This window comes from Paenibacillus sp. Pae15 (genome assembly GCF_024519685.1).
Taxonomy (GTDB): Bacteria; Bacillota; Bacilli; order Paenibacillales; family NBRC-103111; genus Paenibacillus_G; species Paenibacillus_G naphthalenovorans.
On record NZ_JALJRM010000039.1, the window covers coordinates 21,802 to 38,960 of the forward strand.

12 protein-coding genes and 5 pseudogenes are annotated in these 17,159 nt (G+C 42.5%); 12 read left to right on the top strand and 5 right to left on the bottom strand.

Annotated elements, in window-relative coordinates; translation table 11 throughout:
- Nucleotides 1-638: 638 nt before the first annotated feature.
- The 9 genes and pseudogenes from NR121_RS23030 to NR121_RS25515 form a co-directional block, all read left to right on the top strand.
- Nucleotides 639-1,559, top strand: a pseudogene (locus tag NR121_RS23030) (M15 family metallopeptidase); the annotation flags it as partial.
- Nucleotides 1,560-1,768: 209 nt separating this feature from the next.
- Nucleotides 1,769-2,308: a VanZ family protein gene (locus tag NR121_RS23035; protein ID WP_055109544.1), complete on the top strand. Its 540-nt coding sequence runs from the start codon at nt 1,769-1,771 to the stop codon at nt 2,306-2,308.
- A gap of 40 nt (nt 2,309-2,348) precedes the next feature.
- Nucleotides 2,349-3,044: a response regulator transcription factor gene (locus NR121_RS23040; protein ID WP_054819298.1), complete on the top strand. Its 696-nt coding sequence runs from the start codon at nt 2,349-2,351 to the stop codon at nt 3,042-3,044.
- Nucleotides 3,037-4,146: a HAMP domain-containing sensor histidine kinase gene (locus tag NR121_RS23045; RefSeq protein WP_055109542.1), complete on the top strand. Its 1,110-nt coding sequence runs from the start codon at nt 3,037-3,039 to the stop codon at nt 4,144-4,146. Before NR121_RS23040 ends, NR121_RS23045 begins: the two co-directional genes overlap by 8 nt.
- A gap of 266 nt (nt 4,147-4,412) precedes the next feature.
- The gene (locus tag NR121_RS23050; RefSeq protein ID WP_187386582.1) at nt 4,413-5,318 is read left to right on the top strand and encodes a carbohydrate ABC transporter permease; all 906 of its coding nucleotides are present in this window, start codon (nt 4,413-4,415) and stop codon (nt 5,316-5,318) included.
- A gap of 78 nt (nt 5,319-5,396) precedes the next feature.
- Nucleotides 5,397-6,209: a carbohydrate ABC transporter permease gene (locus NR121_RS23055; RefSeq protein WP_083485226.1), complete on the top strand. Its 813-nt coding sequence runs from the start codon at nt 5,397-5,399 to the stop codon at nt 6,207-6,209.
- Between the two features lie 48 nt (nt 6,210-6,257).
- Nucleotides 6,258-7,412, top strand: coding sequence for an efflux RND transporter periplasmic adaptor subunit (locus NR121_RS23060; protein WP_054819300.1), 1,155 nt, complete (start codon nt 6,258-6,260; stop codon nt 7,410-7,412).
- Entirely contained in the window at nt 7,396-8,727 is a 1,332-nt protein-coding gene (locus NR121_RS23065) for an ABC transporter substrate-binding protein (RefSeq protein ID WP_309145409.1), read from the top strand. The genes NR121_RS23060 and NR121_RS23065 overlap by 17 nt, the downstream gene beginning before the upstream one ends.
- Before the next feature lie 333 nt (nt 8,728-9,060).
- Nucleotides 9,061-10,149 (top strand): annotated as a pseudogene (locus NR121_RS25515) (IS256 family transposase).
- A 188-nt stretch (nt 10,150-10,337) separates the two neighbouring features.
- Here NR121_RS25515 and NR121_RS25430 read toward each other — a convergent pair.
- Together NR121_RS25430 and NR121_RS23075 are read right to left on the bottom strand one after the other, a co-directional pair.
- Nucleotides 10,338-10,595, bottom strand: a pseudogene (locus tag NR121_RS25430) (transposase); the annotation flags it as partial.
- Nucleotides 10,596-10,702: 107 nt separating this feature from the next.
- Nucleotides 10,703-10,846 (bottom strand): annotated as a pseudogene (locus NR121_RS23075) (IS1595 family transposase); the annotation flags it as partial.
- A gap of 1,288 nt (nt 10,847-12,134) precedes the next feature.
- On the opposite strand from NR121_RS23075, the gene NR121_RS23080 reads away from it, so the two are divergent.
- Together NR121_RS23080 and NR121_RS23085 are read left to right on the top strand one after the other, a co-directional pair.
- Nucleotides 12,135-13,904, top strand: coding sequence for a recombinase family protein (locus tag NR121_RS23080; protein ID WP_256831990.1), 1,770 nt, complete (start codon nt 12,135-12,137; stop codon nt 13,902-13,904).
- An 87-nt stretch (nt 13,905-13,991) separates the two neighbouring features.
- A pseudogene (locus NR121_RS23085) lies at nt 13,992-14,183 on the top strand (transposase); the annotation flags it as partial.
- A gap of 234 nt (nt 14,184-14,417) precedes the next feature.
- On the opposite strand, the gene NR121_RS23090 reads toward NR121_RS23085, so the two are convergent.
- From NR121_RS23090 to NR121_RS23100, 3 genes are read right to left on the bottom strand one after another with little or no spacing between them, the layout of a single operon-like run.
- On the bottom strand, nt 14,418-15,530 hold the full coding sequence (locus NR121_RS23090; protein WP_054819304.1) for an S-layer homology domain-containing protein: 1,113 nt from the start codon (nt 15,528-15,530) through the stop codon (nt 14,418-14,420).
- A gap of 24 nt (nt 15,531-15,554) precedes the next feature.
- Nucleotides 15,555-15,815: a hypothetical protein gene (locus NR121_RS23095; RefSeq protein WP_054819305.1), complete on the bottom strand. Its 261-nt coding sequence runs from the start codon at nt 15,813-15,815 to the stop codon at nt 15,555-15,557.
- Nucleotides 15,800-16,315 carry a hypothetical protein gene (locus NR121_RS23100; protein ID WP_256831991.1) on the bottom strand — a complete coding sequence of 172 codons (516 nt, stop codon included), beginning with the start codon at nt 16,313-16,315 and terminating at the stop codon, nt 15,800-15,802. Before NR121_RS23100 ends, NR121_RS23095 begins: the two co-directional genes overlap by 16 nt.
- Before the next feature lie 361 nt (nt 16,316-16,676).
- Between NR121_RS23100 and NR121_RS25435 the strand changes: the two genes are divergently transcribed.
- A complete protein-coding gene (locus tag NR121_RS25435) occupies nt 16,677-16,934 on the top strand; it encodes a hypothetical protein (protein ID WP_375162535.1) in 258 nt (85 codons plus the stop codon).
- Nucleotides 16,935-17,159 lie beyond the last annotated feature (225 nt).

Sequence of the window (17,159 nt, forward strand, 5' to 3'; positions counted from 1 at the left end):
TAAGAAGCACTACTTATGAAAATTACATTTCTGAGCCCCTCTATAGTATCTTATTGTCTTTGTCAGTGGCAGACAGAGCCTTGCTTTACGGAAGAGTGTTGGATGAGAGGTCATACAGGAATTGAGATAAAACATATTGTGAGAATGGTAAAACGTTGCAATAGTCTTGCATTTGATGTGACATGACATAAAATGTTTGTTAAATATGGTTGTGTTGAATTTTTGGATTAAATTTTTCCATATAGCTTTTCCACCAATGTGCTGAAAGGGTAAAAGAACGTGGAGTGTAGTCAATATCTGCTCATCCAGCATCTCCAATCATTTTCATGATACGGGCAAACTCTTCTTGCATTTTCCGAAAGCCGTCGCTCCAGCTTTTTCAATGTTGGGATTGTTGTGGTTAAGTAATAAATAAGAGCTTCCTCCTTACGGTGTGTTATTGGTAAACATCACTGTATCCAGGATGAAGCTCTTTTCCGATGTTCGCTTTTCCAGATCTTAGTCCCACGAAGATTTTACACTAACCCGTTTGTTAGTTTTCGATTACGATTTAATAAAAATTTTAATATTAGCCCCATTTCTTTTTAAATAGTCTCCCCTACTCTATATTAGACGAAAGATAAGGAGGAAAACTACGAATGAAGAAATGGCTATTGGGGCTTGTCATCCTTTTAATAATTGGCTATGCCGTAATCCAAGTTAAACCGGAACCCGATAACAATGAAAATGTGCCGAAAGAAAACCACCAAGTAGAGGATGAAAATCTGGATGAGAATCTTGATGAGGCTCTTAAAGGGGACGGGATTCCGGTACGGATAACAAAGGATCAGGTTTACAAAGGCAATTTGCTGCTGATCAATGAAGTTTATCCCGTACCTCCGGGGACTAACGTATCGGATGCCGTCAATTTGGCAAAAAATCCGGAACTGATAAACGGATACGGGCTCTTGGACAACTCGATCCGATTGACGCCTTTTTTGGCACAAAAATTATCTGTGATGATTGCAGCGGCACATCAGGATGGCATTAACCACTTTATGCTCACCAGCGGCTATCGGGACGAAGCGGAACAGAGCAAGCAATACGAGGAAAACGAGCCCGGCTACGCGTTGCCGGCAGGCTTTAGTGAGCATAACCTCGGTTTGGCGGTGGATATCGGATCAACGCAAGGGAAGATGGAGTCTGCTTCTGAAGGGCTATGGCTGAAAGAGAACGCCTGGAAATACGGCTTTATCTTGCGCTATCCGGAGGACAAAACAGAAATTACAGTGATTCCGTATGAACCATGGCATTATCGTTATGTCGGTTTGCCGCATAGCGCTATTATGTATGAGAACAATTTTGTTCTTGAGGAATATTTGGGATTTTTGAAGGAACGGAAATCGATAAAGACCACGATAAACCACGAAGAGTATTCCATTTACTACTATTCTGTTCTCGAAGATATCACGATTCATGTGCCGGCGGATACCCGCTATGAAATTTCAGGCAACAATATGGATGGTGTTATTGTGACAGTATATTCCGGGCAGGGCGATACTCCAACAAACGATAAACCGGAGAACGATTCATCGACAAGCGATACGCCGACAAACGAGGGGGCTCCAACCGGCAATCGTCCGAACGATAAACCGCAGATTGATACGCCGACTAGCGATACGCCAGCGGACATCGATCCGGCGCTTGAGAAGCCGGAGGGTGCGTTTCAGGAGGATGGGATGCCGGAAGTTAAGAATCCGGAGGTTTCGATACCAAAGGAGGGGAACGGATGAGAGCCGGCTACCGGTTGAAACATTGGGGCGTTCGGCTATTGTTTGCTTTCTACATGTACGCGCTGCTCAAAATTATTTTATTCAAGTTCGGCCGGGTGGATGTTGCGTTTCTATGGGATCAGTTACTGCGAACCGCGACTTATCCGGAATATATCGTTGCCAGACTGCAAGCTGGGAATCTGGTTCCCTTGAAGGAAATTACCAGAGCGCTTGATGCGTTGACTGTACACAGCCTGACGAACCTCTTCGGAAATATTGCGATCTTTGTCCCGTTCGGCATGTTCCTTAATGTTCTTGCGAAGGCCGGAAAGCTGACGTTGGCGGGGACGCTATGGCGCTCCTTGGCGGTAAGTATCGGGCTGGAAAGCGTCCAAGTGTTATTTTCGCTCGGTACGTTTGACGTGGACGATCTTTTTTTAAATTCCATTGGAGGCATGCTCGGCTTCGTCGCTTATAGACTGGGGTCCTGGCTGACGACGCCGGCATCCGCCGTTCCGGGTGCCCCGCGCGCCGTTGTTCTGGCGAAGAAGTTCTGATACGATGTAGTTCAATCATCATATTTACTTGAGGTGGATTATGAAATCGATCACTATTTTAATCGCCGATGACGAACCGGAAATTGCCGATTTGGTAGAACTGCATCTAACCAAAGAGGGTTATCGTTGTGTGAAAGTTTCTGACGGGCTGGCCGCCGTGCAAGCCATTCGGACACAACCGATTGATCTGGCGATTCTCGATATTATGATGCCGAATCTGAACGGCTACGAAGCAACGCAGCTCATTCGGGAAAGTCACCACCTGCCCATTATTTTTTTAAGTGCTAAAGCGACCGATCTTGATAAAATTACAGGACTGGTCAGAGGAGCGGACGATTATGTGACCAAACCGTTCAATCCGATGGAGCTGGTCGCTCGGGTAAATGCGCAATTGCGGCGAGCGTTGCAGTTCAATCCATCGGCGACATCGAACGTTGCCGTTCTGGAGGTGCGCGGTCTGATGATCAATCCCGAACAACGAATGGTACGATTGTATAACAAACCGATTGAGCTAACCCCGAAGGAATTTGACATCTTGTACTTATTGGCCAGCCACCCGAATAAGGTGTTCAGCACGGAGAATATTTTCGAACGTGTATGGGGGGAAGCCTACTACGAAGGCAGCAATACAGTTATGGTGCATATACGCGCGTTGCGGAAGAAGCTCGAAGAAGATAAGCACAAGAACAAATGGATCAAGACGGTCTGGGGAGTGGGATATACGTTCAATGGCTAATAAGATCCGAGGTTTCCGATTTAAAATGATTCAGCTATTTGTTTTAAGTACACTTTGCTCTGGCACGATCACCTTTTTGATCTTTAAAGCACTCCAGTTCTACTATCATACGACGAAATTTGAAGATCCGACGACCAGAATTCGTTATTTCATGCGGGAAATCGGAGACCTCAATTTTTTTCTGATACTTTTTATTCCTCTCTCCTTTTATTTTTTCTTTCTCTTCACGAAACGATATTCGCTTTATTTTCACGAAATATCGCGTGGGATCAATCAACTGGCAAACGGCGATTTCAACAGCCACATCAACATTCGATCGAATGACGAGTTCGAAGATATTGCGCGAGATATCAATCTGGCTAGTGACAAATTAAAGCATGCGCTGGAGAGGGGGGACTTTGCGGAGACCAGCAAAGAACAACTGGTTTTGAATCTGGCACACGATTTGCGAACACCGCTCACTTCTGTTCTGGGCTACCTGGACTTCATACTTCATGATGAAAATCTGACGACAGAACAGATCAAGCGGTATACGGGCATTGCTTACTCCAAGTCACAACGGCTGGAGAAGCTGATCGACGAGCTTTTCGAAATCGCTCGTATGAATTACGGTCAGCTAAAGATGAATAAACAACTGATCGATCTTAGCGAGCTTCTCATCCAATTAAATGAGGAATTATATCCTGCTTTAGAAAGAAGTCACCTGACCACCCGATTGCATGTGACTCCCCATGTGACGATCCGGGGGGATGGAGTTTTATTGGCGCGAGTATTTGAGAATCTCCTTACGAACGCCATTCGTTATGGCAAAGATGGCCAGTATATAGATATTCATTGCAATCTGGAAGCGGGGAACGCAGTAGTTCAAGTGATCAATTACGGTCAACGCATTCCCCCGGAAGAGCTGCCGTATATTTTCGATATGTTTTACACGGTCGATAAAGCGCGTACTGAGCGGGAAGGAAGCTCCGGTATCGGTCTGTTTATTGCGAAAAATATCGTGGAACAGCATCGGGGCACGATCTCAGCGCAAAGCGATCCCGTTCGCACGTTATTTGAAGTTCGTCTCCCGCAAAGCAACGCACCTACAGCGCATCAGTAACTAGGATGTGTCTGGACACTGCGTGATTTCTGTTTTTTCTCCACTTATTCTTCAATCAGTTTTCCCAAATGAAAGCATCAATGGGAGGAAACTGAGAATGAATAAGTGTTTTTTTATGTTCTAAGCGTGTTATCACTGAGACTGCAAACAAAGAGGATCGTCCGTTCAATGTTGGACGGTATTTAATAAAAATTTTATTTTTACCCTACTTATTCTTTAAACTGTTCTTTTTATAGTACTGGTAAGACTGGTTGGAGGAAGCGTAAATGAAGCAACGGTTTTTTAGACAAGATGACGATAGGAAGATCATGAAATGGATGCGCAAGGATGCGGTGGTAGCCTGGCTATTTCTCGCACCGAGCGCTGTTGGATTCGCACTGTTTTACCTTGTTCCATTTATCATGGGAGTATTTTATTCATTTGTAGACAGCCCAGTAGATCGTCATTTTGCGGGTTTGGATAATTACCGCGAGTTGCTTATGAGCGAGTCCTTCCGCAAGGCAGTGACCAATACATTTTATTTTAGCGCGGTTAGCGTTCCGCTTAATCTCACACTGTCGCTAGGTCTTGCGGTACTGCTGAATGCAAATTTATATTTGCAAAAATGGTTGCGGACCGCCTATGTGCTGCCGCTTGTCGTTCCCGTTGCCTCAATTGTGTTCGTCTGGCAATTGTTGTTCGATTGGAACGGATCCGTAAACGCCTGGCTGAGCAGCTTCGGAACTGAACGCGTGGACTGGATGAAGACCGATGCTGCCCGATATGTCATTATTGTCGTCTATTTATGGAAGAACATTGGCTATAACGTCGTTTTATTTTTGGCGGGTTTGCAGCAAATCCCGAAGGATTATTATGAAACCGCGCATGTGGAAGGAGCTGGGCGCTTACGGCAGTTTGGCAGCATCACTCTTGTCTATCTGACTCCCACGATGTTCTTTGTCGTCATTTTGTCGATTATGAACTCGTTTAAAGTATTTCGGGAAACGTATTTAATCGCAGGAGACTATCCGCATGACAGTATCTATATGATGCAACATTATATGAACAACATGTTCACGTCGTTGGATATTCAGAAATTGACAGCCGCGGCGACCATGATGTTCGGTTGTATTCTTTTGATCGTCATCGGTTTGTTTGCGCTTGAACGCCGATATCGGCAGTTCATGGAATAGAGGTGAGAGTCTTTGGATAATTTTCACAAAATCATTCGAAAAATTGGCCTCACAGTCGTGTTGGGCACAATTGCGCTTATGTTTTTATTTCCAATTGTGGTCACGTTCACTAATTCATTCATGACAGCCCAGGAAATCGATATCAATTATGGATCTATCGGACAGATGAATGAAGCGATGAAAGGGGGGAAAAACCGTTATGGAAATTTAAAATTGCTGCCGGATCATGTATCTGTGAAGCAGTATGGCGAAGTGTTGGTGGCAAGTCCCCGATATTTAATGTTGTTTTGGAATTCGGTGTTGTTGGTAGTGCCGATCATCGTTGGGCAAATCTTGGTCTCGGCGTTTGCTGCGTATGCCTTCTCCAAGTTGCAGTTTCGTTACCGAGATCGTCTGTTTATCGTCTATGTCATGACGATGCTCATGCCGTTTCAGGTGACACTAGTGCCGAATTATATTATGGCGGATAAATTGGGGCTGCTGAATAGCCCGAATGCCATTATATGGCCTGGCATTTTCGCAGCTTTCGGTGTTTTTATGCTTCGACAGTTCATGCTACATATTCCGTATGCCTATATTGAAGCGGCGAAGTTGGACGGGGCCGGCCATTTGCGGATTTTCTTCACGATGATTGTTCCTATGGTGAAACCAGGTGTTGCTGCGCTCGTCGTTCTCTTATTTGTTGATTATTGGAACATGGTAGAGCAGCCGCTAATTTTTCTGAACGATCCGTTCAGGCATCCGTTATCTGTGTACTTGTCCAGGATCAATGATGAACCTGGGATCGCTTTTGCGGCATCCGTGCTGTATATGACCCCCATGGTGCTGTTATTTCTTTATGCGGAAACTTATTTCATTAAAGGCATTCAATTATCCGGCATCAAGGGGTAATAGGAGCAATCTTTCCAACGGAATGTTTTAGGAGGAAGAAGACTGAATATGGGGTTAGCAAACGAACAAGTTGATCGCAGACGCAAACGAATGATTCAAATTGCCTTTATAGTTTTTCTAGGATTGTTGTTGCTGCTTACTTTTTTCGGAAATACCATTCAATCATTAACCTTGCCGAAAGTAAGAACGGAACCGCTGACTACAGGAAACTTGACATTTACGATTGAGGGAAGCGGCATATTGGAACCGCTCAAAGAAGCGAGGTTAACGAACCCTGCCGGTTGGAAGGTCCGAAAGATCTTCGTAAAGGAAGGAGACCGTGTGAAAGCGGGGCAAAAGCTAATAGAATATGACAGTACAGCGGCACAACGAGAATTAGAAAATGAAATGGCCAACTTGAAGAAAATGAATATTGAACTGGAAAATCTTCAGGATCAGTTCATTGAGGCAGCACAGGGTGGGGATGAACTTGATACACGAATCGCTAGCCGCGCGATTGAATCGCTAAAACTTGACCTAGACACGCAGGAACGAAACATTAACGAGTTGAGAGACCGTTTGACAAGCGGACAGGAGCTGATCGCTCCGTTCGACGGGATTGTAACCCAATTGAGTGCAGTCGAAGGAATGGCATTTATGGGAGAACCGGATGTTCGAATCTCAAATGATAGCTTGGGCTACAAGTTGGATATTCCCGCCGATTCTACGCTGTTGACCCACTTGGATATATCAGTTGGGACGAAGGTAGAGGTCGAGGTACAAAGCGTTCAGGCACAACAGACCCGTATCCTTGAAGGAACGATTATCGAAATGGTGGATGCAGAGCCGAGAATCGAATCCGTTGATTTGACTGGTCTGAACCGTACGATTCCACGGAAGCTGATACGTATCAACGTCTTCAATGCCGAGCTAAAAGGGGGTGAGCGAGCATGGGTCAATATTGAGAAACGCTCCCGCCAGCAAGGACTGGTTGTTTGGAGTGAGGCCATTCATTATGAGCGTGACGGAATGTTTGTTTATAAAATTGACGAGCAGAGAGGAGCATTGGGCAATGTTTTCGTTGCTCGTAAAGTGCGCATTCAGGTCAGTGAAAGGAATGATCATGAAGCCTTGCTTCTGGCCGACAGTCTCTATGAGGGCGATCTGTTAATTCTGGAAAGCAGCGAGCCTTTACAAGACGGAAACCGTGTTCGTCTGCAATAAGCTAATTTTAACAGGAGGAATTTATTCGATGAAAAAGTGGTCATTTATGGTGTTTATAGGCATTTTATTTCTGTTGGTGAGTGCATGCGCTTCTGAGGGAAGTGATCAATCGGGAAGCCAGAAACCGGTAAATAAAGAGGGGAAAACTATCGTTACGTTGTCTGTCCAACAAGCGAGCTCATTTTATGAAACCGCAGAAAAAAAGTTTGAGGAAAAGTACCCGGATATCGATTTGCAAATTCAGGTTATAGAAGATTATGAACAATACCAAACAACGACAAATACAGCAATACTATCGGGCAAAGGTCCGGATATCTTTGAAGTCAGTGGTCTGCCAACCAAAGATTATGTGAACAAGGACCTTCTCCTGGATATGGAGGAGCTCATGAAGCAAGACGATACACTAAATCATGGCGATTTGCAAATAAATATTTTGGATGCGATAAAATCAAATGATGGTCTGTATGCCATGCCTTTCGGATTCAGCCTGCGAGCGTTTGTAGGTGATGGGGATCTTCTCGGGAACACGAGTATTGACGACCAGAATTGGACTTGGAAGGAGTTTGAAGATATTGCGAAGACGTTAGGCGAGAGCGGTGCGGAACGTCGTTATGCCATGGCGGGGGAAACACCTGATTTCCGCATGCAAGAAATGGTTGTGGACAGGTATTCCGAGTTTGTTGATACCGCGGCGAAAAAGGCATTGTTTGACTCTCCATCGTTCGTAGAAGCAATGCAGCAAATAAAAGATATGTACGATAATCAGGTCATGACTTCAGAACCGGCGGATATAGGCAAGCAAATGTTTTATTCGACCGTTCTGAGATCGCCGGCAGATTTTATCAATGATTTGCATTTTTATTTCTCCAATCCGAAGCTGCTGCAAAAACCGGAACAAAAAGGAGGAACGAGAATTGTTCTCGCCTCCCAGTTCGCCATTCAAGCCCAATCCGCGGTGAAAGAGGAGGCCTGGAAGTTTATTGCCTTCATGCTATCGGAAGAAGGGCAATCGTTGCAAGAAAGACAAGGATTTTCGCTGCTGAAATCTGTGAATGAGAAGCAATTGAACGAGATGCAGGAACAAGTGGAAAACGGAACGTATAAGACGCCAGACGGGAAAGCGCCGAAAGTGACGAATGATGAATTTGCCAAGTTCAAAAAGTTCATTCATACTGCAAATAACCATTCGGCAGCGGATGGCAAGGTAATTTCAATTGTAGGAGAAGAATCTATGGCCTTCTTTAGTGAGCAAAAAACTGCTGAAGAAGTTGCCGAGCTGATCCAGAACAGAGTGACAACCTATTTGAACGAGTAGGAAGCATCTAAATTGAAGTAGCGTATCTTTGGGCGCTACTTTTCAAAATAGCAACATGGAAAAAATTATGCTGTTTTCTTCTGCGGATTTCGTATAAGAAGCTGCGTTGTCCGATTGCACGTGCTCAATAACGTTGATCGCAAGCCAAATTTTTGCATCATTACTTTCGTACCTTGTGTTTTTAAAAATGAGAAAATTAATCAGTGCTTGACAGCTAGTGCCCCTTCAAGCGAATACGTGGAACAGTTTATTTATGGAAAAGTATTCACAAAATACAAAAGGTAAGGTGCTCTCGGAATTGTCCTGAGATCCACGAGAGGAGATCACCCTACCATGAATCTAAGTATAAATGATTCCGAATTCATGAAGCAATTAGCAAATACCGTTTTGTTGTTTATTAAGGACAAACTTGAACTGATCATGCGAGAAGAACTTAGTAACTTCCTGACTGTTGAGCAGCCAAAAACGAGGAATACTCGTAACGTCTTTTATTCCAGAACATTATAGACGCAGTTCGTCAAGAACCATGATCTTCGAGTTCCACGCGATCGGCAAGGTGAGTTTCAAACGGAACTTTTCGAACCGCATCAACGTCGTGACGGGTGGCTTGAGGAAGCCGTTATTCGCATGTACAAAGGCGGAATGAGCACGCGAGATGTTGCGGATTTCATTGAATGTATCATCACCAATACGGTTTTACAAGATGTTCACGCCTGGCAAGAACGCCCTATAATAAAACGGTATTCCATTGTTGTATATTGATGGCATTCGTTTCAGTCTGCTCCGAGATAGCGTGGCCACAGAAGTGATTTATGTCGCGATGGCAATCGATGAAGATGGCTACCGCCAAATCATTGGCTTCCTTGTCGGAGGCAACAAAAGTGCGCATGGATGGAAAGAGTTTCTGCAAGAGATTTACCGGCGCGGAGCAACCGACATCCTCCTGGGCGTTTCCGACGGCCTTCCAGGACTCGAAGAAGCCTTTCACAGCGTGTATCCGAAAGCCGACATTCAGCGTTGTATTGTCCATAAAATGCGCAACATGTTCTCAAAAATCCGAGTCAAAGATAAAACAGAGTTTATGAGTGATCTAAAGAGCGTGTATACAGCGCCATGCTACGAAGATGCCATGCGTCAGTTTCATGCTGTTGAAATGAAGTGGTCGAAATAGTACCCCCGTGAGCTTGCTTCTTGGCGTGTAGATCTTCCGGTACTGCTGACATTTTACAAATATGCTGAAGACATTTGGCAAGCTATCTATACCACTAATGTGATTGAAAGGACAGTAAAAGAAATCCGCAAACGACTGTATCCAATGAACAGCGTATCGAACATCGATGCAGCGGAAAAGTTCGAGTACCTCATCGCTACCGTTTACGACGAACGATGGAACAACGCATCATTCGAGGTTTCGGTATGTAAACGACAAAGGATGTATTTAAGAAAATGTATCGCGAACGGTACGGAGAATAGACAACTCCCGCGCCTTTACTTAGGCTACGCCATTAAAACAATTCATAGAGAATCCCTATAATCCGGATACACAAACTTCTTGACTGTACCTACATATGGATGACGGCTTCTTCAAGCCAACCGTCACGGCGTTGTTAGGGCTCGAACACTTGCGTATGAAACTCTATGAAACTCACCATGGTGATCACGCGGTACTTGAAGGTCGTCAATCTTCCCGTAGCGAGTATCTAGTGTTCGTGAGTAGTATCTGTTACGGGAGTTGCGAACATTCTCTTGTTCAACGTTTAAAAAGTTGGAGATTTCTTCATTCATGATGAGTTCTAATTTTTCTTTGACAACTGTCTTACAAGATATTCAAGTAGATCATTGAATTCTATTTCATGTAAGCTACTCATGAGTAGGGTTCCTTTCTTGGTGGTATAGTCAATCCCGAGAATACCCTACTTTTTTTGTTGTCTGTAAGACTCCAAATTCTGCTACACAAACAATTTTACTTCATCAATGTGTACTTGACAAAACGAACAATATGTTCCGATTCACAATCTGGGCATTGATAGCCATTTTTATTTTTACGTTCCGAAATTCCGTGAAGAACAGTTCCAGTCGAACTTGATACAGTTAGAGCATCGATTAAATATTCTTACAATCGTTATTTCTCTGCTGGATTTAGTTTTTGTATGGCATTAAGAATTTCAGTCGCTCTCACAATCATCACCACCCCTACTATAGTTAGTTTGGAAATAGAACATTTGTTCTGCAAAATCAATTAACAACAACTAACTTTAACAGAGCCTTTCTTAAAAAGCTTCCTGCTTCTTCTGAACTCTCTTGATTAATTCTTCGGGTACCACCAGTTCACTAGCTTCCACCTTCAACGGGATTCTTTCACCTTGTTCAGTTTTCCGTACATGTAAAGCTGGTTACAGACCAAGATGTAATCGCGACAGCATTAAGTGGCCATTTTTAATTTTTTTCGGCAACAGATACATCCCATCTTTTCTGTAACCGAGATTAAACTCTCGGTGCATGCGGATGATGATCTCGAAATACTCACGTTCTTTTCCCTCAAATTGATTCATCATTTTTCGAGCTTTCTAACAAAGCTTAGAACCTCTCTTTGTTGGGATCATTTCTTCCATAATGTGATTACCTCACCATCATTATAGCTCCCGATACCGAAGATTTCTAAACAAAGACCTTTATATCCTCTCCTATTTTTTCGCAGAAAGGTCCGATTTTGGCTTCAAAATGAAAGGGATGATAGAGGGGCATGTCCTCTGCTGTTTTTCCGTAACTTGAAAATTAAATACCATCCATTCCAGTACGTTCCCCGCATATCTAGGAAAGCCAATTTGCAGGTGCGCCATGACCACTCTGCTTGTTTTTCAATCTGTGTTTGAAGTAGCAGGGTGAGAGCGATTTTTGCCCATGCAATAATAAATGGTGGTTCCATTTATGGCGATGACCCATGCGGGGGATAATGATACTTCCGTCCAGCCACAGCTCTGCTTTTAGGCAGATCACGCAATGGGGGCGGCTTGCAGCGATCCTGGGAGAGGTATTCTGACAATACCTATGAGGCCGTTAACCACCGGCCGCTGGAATTGGATTTATGCGATATAACCAAAACAAGGAAGAACAGAGATGCGTATAAGGCGATCGTCCTTTGTCGCATCTCTGTTTAAAATGTAATGAACCAAACGGGGGGGGGTTATGATGAGTCGAAAATTAATCAGATATAGCATGCAAATTGCCATGTTGAAACAATTATTGGCTCTGTCACTGATTTCGGAAAAAGAGTTTACTCTTATCAAAAACAAAACCATGAAGGAATACGATGTTGTTTCAGACCTGACTTCTTGATTCGCACAATTGTTGGTCTGCTTAACTCTTATTACACTGATCGTGATAATAAGACGAAAGGAGCCTTAACAATGGGGTATACAGTTGAAGTAATCAAAGCCAATCGGAAGCTATCAGATCGTGTTGGAGGAAGGCCAGACCGTCTGCGCGTTGCTCCTTATGCCAGAGTGAGTACCGACACGGAAGAACAGTTAAGCAGCTATAAGTCGCAAGTTGCTCACTATACAGATATGGTTAGCCAACGAAACGATTGGATATTGGTGGACATTTACGCGGATGAAGCTATCACGGGAACCCAAGTGAAGAAACGTGATGATTTTCAACGGCTGATAAAGGATTGCATGGATGGCAAAATTGATATGGTTATTACCAAGTCCATTTCAAGGTTTGCCAGAAATACTGTGGACACTTTGAAATATGTTCGCATGTTGAAAGAAAGAAACGTCGCTGTATTTTTTGAGAAAGAGAATATCAACACGCTTACTATGGATGGGGAATTGTTACTAACCATTTTAAGTTCGGTTGCTCAACAAGAGGTTGAGAATATTTCTTCTATTGTAAAAATGGGCTTGAAAATGAAAATGCAACGTGGGGAACTGGTTGGATTTCAAAGCTGCCTTGGATATGACTATGATCCCGTTACCAAACAGATATCGGTAAACGAAGAAGAAGCTAAGATTGTACGCTACATCTTTGAGCGCTATATTTCTGGTGTTGGTGCATACGTGATTGCAAAAGAACTGATGGAATTCGGATATAAGACGAAAAGAGGGAATCCCGAATGGAATGATACAACTGTTCTAGGCATTATTAAGAATGAGAAATATAAAGGTGATCTCCTTCAGGGAAAGACGTTTACTCTCGATCCGATTTCCAAGCGCAGACTTGAAAATCATGGTGAGGAAGATCAATACTACATCAAAAATCATCATGAGCCAATTGTCAGCGAAGAAGTCTTTAACAAGGCACAGGATATATTGCACCGTAGAGGAAAAAATCGCGGGAAGCTTAAACAAGGCAGTAAACGGGAAAAATACAGTAGGAAATTCGCTTTTAGCAGCAAGTTGGAATGTGCGTTCTGTGGTTCCAACTTCTCTCGGCGGAGTTGGAATAGTGGTACATCGCATGAAAAGACAATTTGGCAGTGTACCACTAACACGAAGAAGGGAAAAAGATTTTGTCCGCACAGCAAAGGAATAGAAGAAAAAATTATTGAAGGTGCATTTATTGAAACGTACAAATTAGTTTGTAGTAATCATAAGGATGTGTTAGACGAATTATTAATCAGAATGGAATCCGTATTTAGTGACCAGAGCAATCAAAAACAATTGAACAAAATTATAAATGAAATCCAGGCGATTGAACATAAGCGCTGTAAACTGATCGACTTGCATCTGGAAGAAAAAATAGACCGCCCAACATATGAGCGTAAGTTTGAGGAACTCGAATCCACGTTGACCGAACTGCTCGACAAAAGAGAGGGATTGGAGGAAGCGGCGCAAGAAGAAATCAATATCGAGAAAAGAATTGAACATTTCCGCAAAGTGCTTCAAACGAATGCCATCCTGTCTACATTTGACCGGAATGTGTTTGAGAGCGTCGTTGATAAAGTTATAATTGGAGAGAGCCTTAATGAAGGTAACCCTAATCCTTATAAGCTAACTTTTATCTATAAAACAGGCTTTACGAGCAGCGTTCAAGCCAAGATGGGCAGGCAAAATCGAAAAAAGCCCTCAGTAAATGAAAGGAGTGATTCATGTTCCTATTCCCAACTCAACACATGTGGAGTGCGTGGTAAGGATATATCGGAGTTGAGTCCGTATAATTGTGTAAAATGGTAGTTTACTGAAAATAAAGGGAGCCATAATCCCAATCCCTCAGTTAGAATGATGGTGTCTAGGCAACATTCTTCAGGAGGAGATGCAGATATGGCTCAATACCAGATTAACGTAGATTCTCAACTTTTGCATCAACTTTTCTTAGGAAACACCCAGGATTCCGGTGTTGCAAAATTGCTGGAATCGGTACTGAACCAAATCTTACAGGCGCAGGTGACGGAACAATTGGAGGCACAGCTTTATGAGCGTACCGAAAACCGGCAAGGTTACCGCAACGGCTCATTGTTCAATGTTGGAAATTTCATTCTCTACTTTTTCAGCGCTGGTAACGGGCAAACAGCTCCGTTGTAAACTTTCCGCCACGGATACGCGGCACACTTCTGTGCAGAAGGCGACAGAATTAAAGATCCTATTGTGGCAATTAGAACAACCACCGATATTGATGCTATGAATTTTTTATTCTTTAGTATGGTCAAGTAAAATATCACCTCTTACGGTTACAATACTAAGATAAAACTACTTGGGCATTTTCATGAAATGCATAGAAGTCCCATCATTCTTACTCAGATATAGAGTATAAATTTGCCCATTTTCAGCAATACCATCATCAATCGGTTTTTTATCCTTTGAGAATACAAGCCACCCCTCCCATGTTCCTGTTTCATGCATAGGGAAAATATTCAAATCATCTTTGGTATATGCGCCTTGGGCCTCTATCATAGATACGAACTGACGCACACTCTCATTTTGTCGTGGACGAACTTTTTCATTAACCAATGTTGCCCTAAATGCGTAGAGATAGCTCTGATTAATGTTTCCATGACGCTGCCTCACTTTCAAATCATCCTTGAACATTTTATAATACGCGCTGTCCGGTTTAGACATATCAACGATGATAAGCTGATGAACCGTAAACTTTAAGCCGTCGCCTACATATGTGGTGTATGGGAAATCAATAGGTTCAGCACCAAAAACCGTATTCAAATTCGTACCACGATAAGCCACTTCCGCATAGTTCAAAGCGTTCTTATCCGTTTGTAATGTCTCACCACGATTCACTTTTAATATCCGGTCGATGATGGTAACGGCCTGTGCCCGATTTGTCGTAGTATCGGGGGCCAACTCACCGTTCCCCATGCCTGTAATGAGTCCCTTGCCCGTTGCCTTATACATCATTTCGTTGTCGGTCGAAAACGATTCACCAAGGCCACGAACAGCGATCCGCGCCAGTTCTTTGCGCGTCATTGGCTTATCCAATTCGGAACGGCTAAAATCGACTTCCTTATAAAGCCCTTTTTGCAAAGCAACGTCCACATAAGGGTCATACCAGTTTGCTGCACTTTCATTAATGTTTACGTCATAGTTTAACGCCACCGCGGCCATTTTTAAAAACTGTGCGCGTGTAACCATATCTCCAGGCTTAAACGTTCCATCAGGAAATCCACTGACATAGCCCTGAGCCACTGCATCAGCAATTGGGGACCACTCATACCCGGCAAGATCTTTTAACGGTGCTGCAACCTTTTGCGTGGTTTCCTGGACTGTACCTGTTGAATCATTGGCGTTTGCATTGCAAGCAGATGTAAGCAACATCGTCGCGGAAAGCATTAAAATAAATGTTCGTTTCATATTAGAACCTCCTCTATAATTTCCTTATTGATTGACGACTTTCTTGGTATTAAGGTAATTTTTACCGTTTAGCCTATCTTCGAGCATTGAATTTGCTCGAATTTCAAGACGTTGGCAGCAACTGCATTTATATATTAAAAACAGTTCTGTATCAGCTTGATAAAGATCATCTTCCTCAAAACGATGTACCTTTTCGATGCTACTAACAGAAATGCTCGTTGATTTCCCAATCAACTCCATTATGCCATTACATTGGTTACAATCCTCTTTCATGAATATCCCCATGCATATAACCCCCTAACGTTCTCTAAAAGTATGTGCTGCGGTACGAAATACCTCGGTAGGATTGCTCTTATGGTTGAAAATCGTGGTTTCCCTAAATTAATTGTGACAACAACGGTTGGATTCGTAATGACCTCTGTAAAATAACTTGATTCATGAGTATACAAATAAGGATAAATAGTATTAGAATCATCGAAAAATTCTATTTTGTAGGTAATGGTATCAGTCCAATATGTGTTTAAGGACGGTTTGAATGCATTATCAAGTTCCAACCTTTTTTTCAAAATGTACTCAGCAGCTTTAATCCCTTCTTGTTGATTAAAAACATATTTCCCCTCAGAATATTCAATTGGCATAAAATACTGAGCCGCTGCAGCCGCTACTTCTTCTGCGTCAAATTTCGCTTTCAACATATATCGCTCATAACGGTTGTATTGATCTTGATATGCGGTAAACCAGGCACTTATAAAAATGAGCAGAACACCAATAAGAAATTTCATCATGGCATAAGTGCCTCGCTGGCCACTTCACCTTTAATGGTATAGGTCATTTGATTGTCAATATCTGACACACCCATGAACCTATTGATTGCAATGAGTCTCTTAATCGGCAGCTAAAACCAGTTTACGTAATATTTATTTATTGGAAAACGTTATTGTTCCAAGAACATATATCGCACCAGCCGAAGAAAAAGTGAGTCCACTAAGAGTGATTATAGATGCTAAGTGGGAAGATCACAAAATTGTCGCTAAACTTAAAGTTAGAGTTTATGATGACTCTTTTCGAACGTTGAAACTTTAGAAATTAAATTATCTTAACACAGTGAATAAATTGTTTTTAGTAAAGGATGTTCAGGTAGGTTATGTGGGTTTTGTTTATTTTTCAGTTTATACTAATATTGTCACGCTAAAAGATATAATAAGAATTCATCATATCCATATAAAAAGTACAAGTAGAGGCATTAGATACGGTACATATGTAATAAACCATCTAAAGAGTAACATAACCCAAAAACTGCTTAAATTAGAACTTGAAACACACCGAACTAATATTGACGCAAGAACGTTTTATTTGAAGAAGGGATTTATAGAAGAAAATGAGCTGATTATGTATCATACATAATGGAAGTTCAGTTTGGATAGTGGAATAAGTCTGTGTGTAATTGAAAAATTAATAGAGGATGATTAATTTTGAGATTTGAAGAAGAATATTGGATCGGCTACACTAAGTTGGACAGAAAAAATAAGGGCTTGTAGAATAAACCTATCATCCTAAGGAGCGGATCTCTACAATGCCAAAACACCAACGACGTACCTTTACCTCAGAATTTAAAAAACAAATGGTGGA